Annotated in this window: 7 protein-coding genes; 2 read left to right on the forward strand and 5 right to left on the reverse strand. The window is 69.0% G+C overall.

Annotated elements, in window-relative coordinates:
- Positions 1-7: 7 nt before the first annotated feature.
- The 5 genes from O7604_RS06470 to O7604_RS06490 form a co-directional block, all read right to left on the reverse strand.
- On the reverse strand, positions 8-1,306 hold the full coding sequence (locus O7604_RS06470) for an AAA family ATPase (RefSeq protein WP_281579123.1): 1,299 nt from the start codon (positions 1,304-1,306) through the stop codon (positions 8-10).
- Positions 1,303-3,399, reverse strand: a complete 2,097-nt coding sequence (locus O7604_RS06475) for an N-6 DNA methylase (RefSeq protein ID WP_281579124.1) — start codon at positions 3,397-3,399, stop codon at positions 1,303-1,305. Before O7604_RS06475 ends, O7604_RS06470 begins: the two co-directional genes overlap by 4 nt.
- A 133-nt stretch (positions 3,400-3,532) precedes the next feature.
- Positions 3,533-3,721, reverse strand: coding sequence for a DUF397 domain-containing protein (locus tag O7604_RS06480; protein WP_281579125.1), 189 nt, complete (start codon positions 3,719-3,721; stop codon positions 3,533-3,535).
- Between the two features lie 526 nt (positions 3,722-4,247).
- Positions 4,248-5,177 carry a hypothetical protein gene (locus tag O7604_RS06485; RefSeq protein WP_281579126.1) on the reverse strand — a complete coding sequence of 310 codons (930 nt, stop codon included), beginning with the start codon at positions 5,175-5,177 and terminating at the stop codon, positions 4,248-4,250.
- Positions 5,178-5,317: 140 nt separating this feature from the next.
- Positions 5,318-6,850 (reverse strand): hypothetical protein, encoded by a 1,533-nt coding sequence (locus O7604_RS06490; RefSeq protein WP_281579127.1) that lies wholly within the window; start codon positions 6,848-6,850, stop codon positions 5,318-5,320.
- A gap of 314 nt (positions 6,851-7,164) precedes the next feature.
- Between O7604_RS06490 and O7604_RS06495 the strand changes: the two genes are divergently transcribed.
- Both O7604_RS06495 and O7604_RS06500 read left to right on the forward strand, forming a co-directional pair.
- On the forward strand, positions 7,165-7,827 hold the full coding sequence (locus O7604_RS06495) for a hypothetical protein (protein WP_281579128.1): 663 nt from the start codon (positions 7,165-7,167) through the stop codon (positions 7,825-7,827).
- 24 nt (positions 7,828-7,851) lie between these two features.
- Positions 7,852-13,188: an ATP-binding protein gene (locus O7604_RS06500; protein ID WP_281579129.1), complete on the forward strand. Its 5,337-nt coding sequence runs from the start codon at positions 7,852-7,854 to the stop codon at positions 13,186-13,188.
- Positions 13,189-13,276 lie beyond the last annotated feature (88 nt).

The raw sequence follows: 13,276 nt of genomic DNA on the forward strand, positions 1-13,276 counted from the left end.
GGGAGGGTCACGAGAGCACTCCTGAGGCGAAGAGGGTGCCGATGTCGACGCTGCCGCGCCAGTCCTGCATCCGAGGGTGCGCGGTGCCGGGGATGACCTCGACCGCGCCGTCGCCGTCGAGCCGGGCGAGCACGATGTTGGCGAGGTCGGTGTTGGCCAGCACGATCGGCGACTGGGTGGAGATCCACACCTGGTCGTCGGTGAGGGCGGCCAGTGACTGCACCACGGTCTCGATGGCCCGTGGGTGGATGCCGTTCTCCGGCTCCTCGGTAACCAGCAGGCGGGGCCGCGCGGAGCTGGGCAGGTAGGGCAGCAGCGACAGCGACAGGATCCGCAGGGTCCCCTCGGACAGCCCGGACGAGGTGACCTGGTAGCCGCCGACGTACTCCACCGACAGGTAGGCGTAGTGGTCGTCGGCACGCTCAATCGCGGTGACCCCGGTGATCTGCGGCAGCGCCGTCTGCAGGTGATCGATCCAGTAGCCGAACCCTTGCGGATCTTCCTGTTGCAGGTGCAGCACCAGCCAGGGCAGGTTGCGCCCGGAGGGCAGCACCCGCAGCGGGTCACCGGGCGCGGCGGCCTGGCGCAGCTGTGCCCAGTCCGGATCGAAGAAGACGGCACCTTCACGCAGCAGGTTGGCGAACCAGAGCGCCGCCGGGAACAGCTCCGGATCGGCCGGCACGGCGGCGAGCGCGACCTGACTGGCCGGCACTCGGAAGTCCGGCACCTTTGGGCCTCGGGTGGTCGTCTCGGCGGTGAACGCGGTCGGCTCGCCCGGCCCGCGTTGGATGACCGGCTGGGCGGCTTGGCGGGCGGACCGGCCGCGCCTGGGCAGGTTGGCTCCCTGCATCGCGATGCCCGCCGCCGGGCGCCGCCGGTCGGCGGCGGAGAAGAGGTAGAGGTATTCCTCGTCGACCTGCAACTCGTCGTTGAAGATCCGCAGCCGCAGCTCGTACCGCAGACGATCCGGGATCCGGTGCATCATCGCCGCGGTGCTGCGGCTGGCCATGGTGTTGACGATGTCGGCGGGCAACGCGGCCTCGATGGTGAAGGCCACGCTGTCGCCGCGGCCCTGGTGCACCAGCTCGGTGAGGGTGTGCGCCCGGGGCACGCCGCGCCACTCCGGTGGGCGGAGGAAGGCGTCGGCCACCCGCTGCTGGGCGAGCAGGTCACCGAGCAGCACCGGGATGTCCAGCAGGGTGCTCTTGCCGGCACCGTTGGCACCGGCGAGCACGTGGAACTCGCCCAGGTCGATGCTGAGCTGTGCGAAGCAGCGGTAGTGGTAGGCCTCGATCCGGGTGATCATGTGCGCTCCCCTGGCTCGGGGTGCTCCGCGCGAAATCGCCGGTAGGCTTGGACGATCTCCGGCAGGTCGTTGTCGACGACCTCCTTCTTGCGGGTGACGTCTCGATAGCTGCTGCCGCCGTTGCGATAGACCGGGATCCGCTCCACAGTGTCCTGCAGGATCGGCACGCCGTCCGGCCGGCACTTGTAGATCTTGTTGCCGCGCCGGTCCACCCCGACCTTCTCCGCCACCGCCATGAAGACCGGATAGTCGGGCTGCTCGCCCAGCTCGGCTGCCAGCTTCTCCCGGTCGGTCTTCTTCTTGAGCAGCAGCACCGAGGTGAGGATGTTGACGTGGGCGTCGACGATGAAGGTCTCCACCGGCAGCTCGACGCTGGCCAGGATCCAGCAGTTGTCCAGCACCCAGCGGCGGATCCCTTCGTCCACCGGGCCGGGGTTGGACAGGATGCCATTGGGCAGCACGATGCCGATCCGCCCGCCGGGCCGGACCCATTCGACCGCCCGTTGGATGAACAACTGCTCCGGCGACATCGCCGACACCCGGCCAGGCCCGGCCTCGACCTGGCCGGTCTGCCGGTTGCGGACCCAGGACTGGGCCACCCCGTCGCGGTACGCGTCGAGGATGTCCGCGTCTTCGATCTTGATGTCCGAGCCGAACGGGGGGTTGGTCATCAGGACGTCGATGCTGCCCAGCGGGATCTTCTCGGCTGCGGCGTGCCGTTCGGTCAGGTGGCCGCCGGGGAAGGCGAGGGAGTCCAAGTGGAAGACGTTGCCCTCTTCGCCGGTGGAGAGCATGACGCTCATCTGCGAGGCACGCACCAGGAATGGGTCGAAGTCGGCCCCGAACAGATGCGTCCGCGAGTACTGGGCCAGCCGCTCCTGGTGCTCGATCAACTGTGCCTCGGTGTCGGGCAGACCCTTGGTGCCCGCCGCTGCACGCCACTGGTCGAGCAGATAGCGCAAGGGCTCCCGGAGGAAACCACCGGTGCCACAGGCCGGGTCGAGGATGGTTTCGTGCTCCTTGGGGTCGAGCATCTGCACCATTAACTCCACGGCGCCCTTCGGGGTGAAGTACTGCCCCCGGTCGCCGCGCAGGTTGATGCCGACCAACTCCTGATACGCCATGCCCTTGACGTCGATGTCGGTGCCGGCCAGGTCGTAGGAGGCGAGCTCGCCGACGATGAAGGCGAGCGCACGCGGCGAAAGGCTGATCTGGTCGCGGTCGGTGAACAGCGGGTAGTTCTTCTTCACCTCGTCGAAGAGCTCATGAATGCGCCCGGCGATGTCGGCTCGGCCTTCGTTGGTGAAAGGTTCGGCCGGCAGGGCGTAGAACCGGGGTGCGCGGTGCTGTCGGCGGCTGATCCGCTCGTCGTGCACCTTGGCGAAGATCAGGTAGAGGAACTGCCAGAAAGCGGCATCCTTGGGCAACCCTTCGTTGCCGTGCACGTAGTTGTGGCAGCGCCGGAAGGCGGTCTTGAGCATGGCTGCCTCGCCTCGGCGGAGCCGGGCTGCAGAGCCGCTCGCGGCGCCGAAGCTGCTGGCGGCGTCGATCGGCCAGTCGGCCCGCGCCGGGAATTTGACGCCGAATCGGGTGTTTTCCCGCTGCAGGAAGAAGAAGTCCAGGCCGTTGGTCCACAGGCCGTACTGCGCGTTGGGGGTAGCCGGCGTGCCGAGTAGATCCTCAAGCTCCTCCAGATCCTGCCGGGCCTGCTCATGTGTCCTGATCTTGGTGACGGCCCGGCTGACCTTCGGCTCCGGCTTGCAGATCACCACCCGTTGCAGGTTCTCCAGGGTCTGCTGCGCGCCAGGGGTGAAGACCGCGATATCGGCCTTGCGGATGCGCCGGCGTCGCCCCTCGATGTCGACCGGGATCGGGAAGTCGCGCGCCATGTCGTCGACCGAGATGCCGTACTCCACGGCCAGAGCTCGGGCGATGCGCTGGCGGACCTCTTCGTTGCCGCGCAGCCGGACCGGCTTGTTGGTGATGAAGTCGATAGTCTCGTCTGTTGCCAGGGACTCCGGCCCAGCTCCGGCAACCGCTGCCGTGCTGGGTTCGTCGCCCGACGCGACGTCATGGTCCCTGTCGTCAACCATCCGCTGTGCCAACCCCTCTGAGCCGATCAAGTCTCGATCATTGTCGCCTGTGTGACCGACACTCCCGCGCGACACCCCCGGATCTGCCCGGGGTGACGAGGGCCGAGCCGGAGGTGGCCAGCACAAGAGGTGGTCAGCGGTGGGTGCTGCCCGGGGTGACGAAGGCCGACCAGGCGGTCGGGCCGAAGGTGAGGGTGCCGCCCGTGCGGTCCTTGCTGTCGCGGACCAGCACCCGGCCCGGCAGGTTGGCGTCGGTCTCGACCCAGTCGCCGCCATTGCTGCCGCTACGGGTGCTCTTGTGCCAGTTTGGTGCGTCGCTCATGATCATGGATCACCCTAAGGATCAAGTCGCGGGACAGATCACAGGGTAGCGCTCACGCGCAGATGGCTTCTCAGACAGTTGCCGCGTAGTGCACGTCCTTCATCCTGGTGCCGATCTCACCCCCACCAGGGTGTCGAGGCATACCACCGGCGATCCGTCCGGAAGAGTGGCGATTGCAAAAGCGCCCGTGAGCCCGGCGTGCACGCCTGCCGTGAACGGGATCACCCGGACGTGTACGTTCGGCCCTGCGGCCCACGTGAATCAAGCGCCTCAGTTGATCTTGCGTTATTCGCGTGCCGCCGTGATGTAGGGCCGTTTCTCCGGGGACTGCGGTCAGCCTCGTGCATTCACGGGGTTTGTGATGGGTGCGTCCGGGCCGTCCCTGGAGTGAGGAAGGTGCCGTCCCGGTGATTCAGGGAGCTGGTGTGGCCGAAAAGACTTTGCAAAGGTCATGGGTCGGGGGGCGGGCCACCGTCGCTGCCCGCTCGGCGCGGGCAACATCGCGGTCCATGTCGCGCAGGGGTTTTCACCACCAGCGGCGCCTGACCTCGATCTCGCGTACGGGTATCTCGGAGGGGTGTAGGGGGCGTTCGACCACGGGGCGGATCGTGTGGGGTGTGATTCGGTCGCGTTCGTGTTCCTCGGCGAACCGGGCGGCCTGTTCGTGTTCGCCAAGATTGTCCAGGGCCTTGAGGAGGTCTGTCACCAGGATGTCGAGGCGGTGGGTTTCGGCTTCGGCGGCGAGGAACCGTTCGTGGTGGGTGACTGCCCGGTGGCCGCACCACTGGCGTAGGAGCTCGTGACGGGGCCGGTCGTGGCGGCGGTACCAGTCGTACTCCCATTCCGGTGTCGTCGACCGGCTGTCGCGGCCGACGCGGTGCTCATCGCCGAACTTGCATTTCTGGCGGGAATGGGCTTCCTGCTCGATGACGATTTCGAGGACCTGGGTCGGATGGGCACGGCACGCGGCCTCGACCAGTTGGAGGGTGCCGGCCGGTGACAGGATGGTCCGGCCGTCTTGGTCGAACCATTCAGCCGAGGCGAGGATGTCGTCGGCCGGGCCACCGATGATCTCGCTCAGCCGGGCCCTATCGTGGATGTCGGTGGCGCATGACACCGGGGACCAGAGCAGCTCGGCCACGTCATCGCTGATTAAGAGGCCGAAGATCTCCTCGACGCAGGCTTCCTCTGTGCGATCGAGGCTCAGATCATCGATGCGTTGCCAGTTCGCCATCAGCGCGTCGAAGGTCCCGACCTCGCTCCACGGCACCCGCAGCCGCGACCCGGGGACCTTCTCCACCCGCTCGTCGGGGTCGTCGAGAAATCTGATCTCGAGGCGGGCGCTGGTCTTCTTCGGCTCGACGGCCAGGATGCGGACGCGTTCGGACGGTCCGTGGTCCGACTGCCGGTACGCCCATTCGTCGCCGACGGTGAAGCGGGAGGGGTCGATTCTCATCCAGCCGTCCTTCGGGTAAGCGTCACTTGTTGCGTGGTACCGGGTCGTGCTGGCGGTTCGCGCCGCGATGGCGGCAGGTCCCGGCGCAGGCTCGTGCGCATCCGGCCGGAGTGTGGTGGCGGTTGAGGTGCCACCGCACTTCAGGCGCCGCGGTCGAGCAGCCCGTGGTGCCACGAATCGGCTTGCCGGCGGATGCCGGCGTGGGCCTGCCGGTCGTGATCAGGGCGGTGCTCCTTGCGTGGTCCGTGAGGGCTCCAGCCATTGAGGAACGGGCGCAGGTCGTCGGGTCCGAGTTCGGGGTTGTAGTCGATGTCAGCCAGCACGCGGGGATTGCGGATGGGGTCGATCCGGTCGGCGGCGGCCCTGCCCCACGCGACCCATCTGGCGAGGTACCCGCCGGCGCCGGTCCGCCCCTCGGCCGCCTGTTCGAGGGCGGTGCAGAAAGCGCGGATGTCAGCTGCGGTAGTCCACGCCTGGTAGGCGTTGCGGAAGGTTTCCGCGCGGATGTTGTCCGCGGCCCGGACGCGCGCGTCGGCCATCGCGGCGTGCCATTGGGCGAGGGTGGCCTCCTCCTGCCGTCTGCGCCCGGCCGCTGCTTCCTCCTGCCGCCGCCGGTGCTCGGCCTCGGCTGTTTCCCGCGCGGCTTCGGCTGCCCGCCGTTGCTGTTCGTCGGCGGTGACGCCAGCCTCGAACCCTTGGATGATCTGCGCGACGCGCTGTTCCAGACGTACGCGTGGAGTGTCGGTCCAGGTGTCCCGGTTGTCGTGTCCGGCCCGGGCGATCTCCAAGCGGAGCCTGCCGGAGTCGACGACGTCGAACTCCGCGGGTTTCATCCACGGCCGCAGGCGCAGCACCTTCAGCTCCTCGGCGGTGGGTTCGTGCGGGACCTGGTCGCGTTCCTCGGTCAGGGTGACCGTGCGTCGAACCTGCCCGGCCTGGAGGAACACCCGCGGGTGTTTCGCCTTGGTGTTGACCCCGAGCCGGTGCCCACGCCGGGCCGCCTCGCCGGCGAGCTGCCGGATCAACAGCAACGCCCGGGGCAGTAGGTCCGAGCTGACGGCGAGGTTAGTCGGATCGGCTTCGAGAGCGCTGAACGCCAGATGCGGGTCGGTGGTAACACGTCGGGTGTTGAGCCGGATCCGGTTCCAGTCAGTCTCGTCCGCACCGGCACCGGCGTACAGGCGGATAACGATGTCCCCGGCGTCACGGCCAGTGTGACGCAGATGGTGACCCGATGGCACAAGTCCCTGCTGCTTGAACGCGTGAATGATCCGGCGGTACCGGGCCCGCGTCCCACTGTCGGGACTCTCGATACGGACCATGCCGCCCTCGTGCTGTAGGCGGTCGAGCAGTTCACGAGCCGATCGCAGCAGGTCCTCCGACGAAGCGCCGCCGGCGATGCCGCCGGGTGCCGGCGTCTCGGACCGCGGGAGGGAAGCACGGTGGTCGGGATGATCGGGATGGTGGCCATGCTCAAGGTAGAAGCGGCCGGCGTCGGTCGAGCATGCCCTCCACACCCCTGCCTTGCGTGTCACCGTCACCAGGTTCCGGTCCTGAAGCGCACGCGCCGACCGGCGGTACTCGACGCCGTCCGGGCCGCTGAGGTCATTGCCGCCGTGGATCCGGCGAAGCAGGTCGAGCTGCCGCTCATTGAGCGAATCCCATCGCTGCACCACCCGACAGTAAGGGGCACGACGTAGTCGATGGAGCTGAACACGGCCGTATATGGCAGCCCGGACCGAAGAACGAACCGAACTGTCGGCTCCGCCTGAAACTGACCCGTGGTGGTCAAGTCCGACCGGTACTCCCGAGCAAGGGGCGGCTCCAGTAGACACCCCGCCCCTGACACTCTCGGGGCCCACACGCCCGCGGCTTCCCGTTCGGCCGCCCTCGACGCACCGGGGAATCTCAGGCCGTTCGACGGCTGGCTCCATGTCGGACCCTGCTGGTTCACTTGGCCGCGAGTGACTGACGAAAGAGGCGTGGAGTGACCGATCAGCCGGACGAACCCTCGCGGCAGCACCCGAGCCTGCTGCGGGTCGCCGCGTGGATCCCTGACGTTGACGAGAACCTGGAGCGGTGGGAGGAACTCGAGCAGATTGCGGTGCAGTGGATCGAGGAGCAGGCTGCCGTCGACGGGGTGACCCCGGTGGTGTTCTACAACGCGGCGAAGGCGCACGGGGGCCCTGGCCCGGTCCACCGGCTGGCGAGCCGCTACCGGTTCAGCTACCCGCTCGACTCAGACCGGCCACGTGGTGCTTTGGTGGCCTACCACCCCGACGCCCGGTCCCTGCGACGAGCGGCTGACCTGGCGCGCGGATCGGCGCTGGTGGTCTTGGAGAGCGCGATGACCCCCCTGGCCGGATGGGCTGCCGGAACCCGGGCAGAGGACTTGTCCGGGGTGTATCCGCAGGTGCCGGTGCTGGACCCCGAGGCGCAGAAGGCTCTCGACCGGGCCGTGTTCTTCGGCGGGCACAACAACTGGACCGGAAGTCACGAGCGTGAGCACGCCCGCAAGGTATTGGACGCCGTGCTGCGCGGCGGGCTGATCGACGTCGACACCGCTGTGGGGTATGCCCTGGCACACGCCGGGGTCTCGGAGGTGGGCGCGAAGAACCTCCGCAGCAGCCTGGAACGCAAGAGGCGGTAGTTCCACCCCGGGGAGACAGAGCAGATGAAAGGTACCGAGCCGGCTTCACGTGCCGAGGCCGACGCGCAGCTGCGTGACCGGGCCGAGCGCCTCGTCCGGGCCCAGCTTATGACCCGGGAGGATCAGGACTTCGCGCGCAGCCAGAAGAGCATGGTCGGCCAGACGATGCGGGAGTACGGCGGCCGCTTCCTGTTCGAGCTGATCCAAAACGGGTACGACGCGCAGCCGCCGGACGCCGGCAGCGGGCGCATCGCGGTGGTGCTGGCGCGCGGCGAGGGCACACACGGCACTCTCTACGTCGCCAACACGGGGCGCGGATTCACCGCCAGCAACGCCCGGCGGATCCGCTCACTCGGGCTGAGCGACAAGCCGATCGGCGAGGGCATCGGCAACAAGGGGGTCGGCTTCAAGAGCGTCCTCCAGATATGCGCGACTCCGGAGGTCTACAGCACCCTCGACAGCGGAGACCCGGGGTTTTGCTTCCGGTTCGCTACCGAGGACGACGTGCCAGGGCTCGTCGGCGCAGATCCAGTGCTCGCTCGGCAGATCATCGACGAAGTTTCGCTCTACAGCATCACGTTGCCGGCCGAGGGGACGCCCGCTCGGGTGGCCACGCTCTGGGCCGACGGCTATGCCACCGTGGTGCGGTTGCCGCTCGACGAGGGCGCCGCCGATGCGGTGGCCGAGCGCCTCGACGAGCTCGAAGCGTCAGAGGTGCCGCTCATGCTGTTCCTGAAGCGGCTGGAAAGCGTCACCGTCCGGAGAGAGGACGGTTCCGCCAGCGAAGAGCGGGTGCTGACCCGGGTACGCGGCAGCGCGCCGGTGGCGGCCGATGACTTCACCTGCGACCTTGTCACGTTGGACGAGGACGGCACATATCTGGTGCTGTCTCGGCGGGTCGATCCGGCCGCCTACCGGCGTGCGGTGCAGGAAGCGATCGACCGGCGTCAGCTCGACCCCAGGTATGCCGAGTCGACGGCGGCGGTCGAAGTCTCGGTCGCGGTGCCGTACGCGGCTGCGGACGCGCACGTCGGCCGGTGTTACACCTTCCTGCCGATGGGCCGTAAGGCGCCGTCGCCGTTCGCGGGGCACCTCAACGCGCCGTTCTTCACCGACCTGTCCCGCACGGACATCGACGAGACGAATCCGCTGAACCGGCTGCTGCTCACCGCGGCGGCGGAACTCTGCCTCGACGCGGCCGAGGCGCTCACCGGCTGGCCGGACAATGCCGCCCCCACCGCTGTACTCGATCTTTTGTGCTGGGACGACGACCGTCTGGGGCTGCTCACCTCTCGCGCGGAGGAGCAGGGCCGACCGCTGGGCGAACGCCCGCTGTTGCCCGCACAGGCGCCCGGCCGCTGGCTCACACCAGCCGCGGCATGGCGCTGGCCCGTACCCGACACAGGCATGCTGACCGCAGCGTTTGCGACAGCAGCCAGCGGCGCCGAGTTCCTGCGGGAATTGCCGACGCGCCGGCAGGCGCGGCTGAGGAGCCTGCTGTCGCGGCTCGGACTTGACGTGACGCCAGAGCCGGAGCGTCTGGCCGGCTGGGTCGAGCAGATGATGGCGGTGATGCAGCGCGACCGCCGCCCGATCAGCGACTGGGACCAGGCCTACGCGGACGTCGCGCGCCTCTTCGAGAAGGCGCCCGAGGCGTTGCGGGCGCGGCGCATTCTGCTGACCGACTCGGACGAGCTCGCGCGGTGCGCCGGCCGGCGGACCGGCGAGACGCCCGCGAGCCGGGAGGCCGCGCCTTTCTTTCCGCCGACGACCCAGCGGATCGCCGACGAAGACGACGTCGACCCCGGCGCCGACCTGTCGCTGCCGGCAAGCCTATCCAACCGGCTGTTCTATCTGCACGGCGATCTGACCTGGCACGTCAACCGGCAACAGACCCCGGCGCGCAAGTTTCTGCAGGACAACCGGCTTGTGCGCGGCTTCGAGACGCGGGGCATCCTCGAACACATCCGCGCCGTGCTCGCCGACAGCCGGGCGCAGCGGGTCGCCCGGGACGCGCTGACGTTCGTCTTCAACCTGAGCCGCAGCGGTGCCCGCATCAAGACCGACCTGGCCGCCTTGGGCCTGCGACTGCCGACCGCGAGCGGCGCTTGGATGGCCGCCGAGGGCTGTCTGTTCTCGTCCGATTGGCCGGGTACCACCGGGAAGGAGCTGTCCGCGATCGCGGCCACTCCAGAGGACCGGTCGGCCGAGTTGTACTCGCTCGCAGGCCGGTTGCTGGCACCTCCGGCGCAGGTCATGCGAGCCGGCGACCATGTTGCCGACTGGGTTGCCTTCCTGCGGCGCATCGGCGTTGGCGAGGTGGTGCCGCTAAAGTCTGTATCCGACGGTCGCGGGATCTACGGCAGCAACTTGACCCGCGATCGGCTTTCGGCCGTGCCCGGGCTGCCCGATCCGGTCCGCGACCAGTGGGCGAAGGTCCTGCCGACGACGTCCGCTGCGTGGTATCCGTCCACCCCCTACGTGGTGAAAAGCCCGCTCTGGTGGATGCCGGGACAGGCCGACTGGGAACGGCTGACCGACCGGGTGCGCTTGCACCTGGCACGGCAGATCCTGCGCGGACTCAAGGGCGCCTGGCCGGCCGACGCCTTGACGGCCGTCTGGGAACGCGACCGGCCCGGCGACAAGAACCCGCAAGGGCGATGGACGCCGCTCGGCGCGTTCCTGCGTACGGTGGCCTGGTTGCCGACGCAACGACCCGGCCAGAGCGGCGGGGCTTTCGCGACGCCGGCCGAGTGCTGGACGTTTCCGGTTCGCAGTGACGACGTGCCGCCGCGGTTCGCGACGCTGCTCGCCAAGCCGATGCGGGATCTGCTCGACGACGACCCGGTGGCGCTGCGGCGGCTGACCGAGCTGGGTCTGGGCGTGTGGGGCCGGGACGCCGATGCCCCGCGCCTGGTGCGCCACCTGGGCGCGCTCTTTCACACCGGCGCGGTTGCCGAGATGCACGCGGCGCAGTTCCACAACACGTACCGGGCGGCGTGGGCGGCCTGTGCCGCCCGTGGCGCCGACGTGGAGCCGTTCCCGCCGGACACCCAGGGCTACCTCGTTGTCGACGTCGGCGGCTCGTCGACAGCCCTGCCGCTCGAGCCGGCCGGTGGCGGCCAGGAGCCGCCCGACGTGGTAGTCGCGTCGCGGGACGACGAGCAGAGCCTGCTCCGGCTGATGGCCGACTTCGGGTGGCGGGTCCTCGAAGTAGACGCGCATCCCGAGACGGTGACCGCCATCTTGCGCCGCCGCCTCGGCGACCGGGTTTCACGTGCCAGCGGCGTCACGCCGGTCGTGCTGCTGGACGGACACGAGTTCGGGCCGCCGGCCGTCGCCGGCGCCCGACCGATCGTCGGCATCCTGCCGTGGCTGCCGCTGTTCGTGGCGACGCTGCTCGAACACCAGCGCAGCCAGTTCAGCCGCCTCGGTCAGCGGGCGTTCGACGACACGCTCGACGCGTTGCGGCGGGTGCGGGTCGCCTTCGCTGGCACGGTCGAGGTGCGCCTCGGCGAGGAAACCCGGCGGCTTCCGGACCGGCTGCACGGGGTGCTGCCGATGCCGCACGCCGCGCATCCGTCCCTGATCGTCGAGGGCGCGGAGACGGAGCTGGACTGGGACATGCTGGAGGCGATGGCGGAGCCGCTGGCATACCTCATCGGCCGGCGGGACTACGCCCGCACCTTCCGGTGGGCCGCAGAGCGGACCCGGCGGGTCGGCGTCCCCGTCGCCCAGCTCGCCAACGACGACGTGGCCGAGATATGCGACGTCACGGCCGAGAACGTCCGGACGATGGCGCGGCGAATCCAGTCTTCCCTGCGACCCTTACTACATAGGCTCTATCCCGTCGCCGCGCATTACCTGAACGCCGAGTCGGCCGCGCCGTTCGACCCCGACTCACCGTCGGTGGAAAGCGAGCAGGAGGCCCGAGACCGGCTTACTGTGCTGGCCGACCGACTCGACCACGAGCCGGACGAGCTGTTTGCCGCCGCGCTCGACGCTCCGACGCTCGCGGCGCTCCAGCAGCAGCTGAAGATCCCGGTACGCGAACTCAACGCCACCCTGTCCGGCATGGGCGGACGCTATCCGCTCATCGACTACGGCACGCAGCACTCCGAGGACTTCGCCGACTACGTACGCCACCATCGCGACTCCCTGCTTGACCGGCTGCGCTGGCACCGGTGGGACCGCTTCGCGGCCTGCGACCCCCAGCCGGACTGGCACCAACTCCGGCGGGTTGAGTTGCTCGCCCCGGACCCGGAGTGGGGCACCACCGTTGACGTCCTCTCGACCGATCTCATGGCGGCGCGCGTCGAGGAGGAACTCACGGCGCGGCTGGGCGAACAGCCGCCAGAAAGCGGCCCCCCTCTGCCGCGCCGCAGCGACTGCGCCAAGGCCAACGCCGAGTTGGTCGACACCGCCGCCGGCAGGCTGGCCAAGCTCGTGCGCGCCTGGCTCGAACGGCACAGCCGCCCGGTCCCCGCGCCGTGGACGGACGAGGCGTCGGCAGGCCCGGCGCTGCGCGCAACGCTCGACTCGGCCGGCGCGCTTGACTTCGCCATGCTGAGGCTTCCGGACGTGCTCCGCTGGCTGCAAACGCTCGGCGTCTGGCCGACGGACATGCCCGCGACCGACGACGTTGACGCGCTTGGTCTCACCCCCGACGACCTCGACCGCCAGAAAGCCGAGGAGCGGCAGCAACGCGCCGAACGGGAACGGCAGCGGCGGACCGTGAACATCGACGACAAGCCATTCGACCTGGACGACGGCTTCACCTCGCTACGCGCGGCTCTCGACAATTCGCTGGACCGAACACCCGCGTTCCTGGCCACTCAACGCAGGTTCACCGGCCTCAAGGCAACCGACGCTCGGTCCGGCCCCGGCGGCCGGATCGCGGGTGGCGGCTTCGGCGGCGGTGGGTTCGCGTCCGAGCTGTCAAGCCTGCAAAAGCTGGGGGTGGGTTTCGCTGGCGAGTGGTTCGCTTATCGATGGCTGGAGCGGCAGTACGGCGCCGACTTCAGCCCGGAATGCTGGGTGTCGGGATACCGTGAGCGGGTCTTCCCCGGCACCGGTGACGACAGCCTGGGCTGGGACTTTGAAGTCCCCGGCCGGCGCGGCACCTGGTACTACGAGGTCAAGGCCACCCTCGCCGAGGGCGGTCGAATCGAGCTGGGCGAGACTCAGGTCATCGCGGCGCAGGAGAACGCCCGGAACCGGCGGTGGCGGCTCCTAGTGATCACCAACGTCATGAATGAGAACCGCCAAATCCGTATGCTCCCGAACCCGTTCGACCCGGCGAGCCGCGGCCGGTATCGCTTCGTCGGCCAGGGTCTGCGTCTGGAGTACCACTGGTCGTGACCGCCCGCATCTACACGGGTATCCCTGAACTTCGCTGTCGCGTAGAGTTACTGAGCGGCTTCGGCTCGTGTGACCGAACGCTTCTTAA

Source organism: Micromonospora sp. WMMA1947 (assembly GCF_027497355.1).
Classification (GTDB): domain Bacteria; phylum Actinomycetota; class Actinomycetes; order Mycobacteriales; family Micromonosporaceae; genus Micromonospora.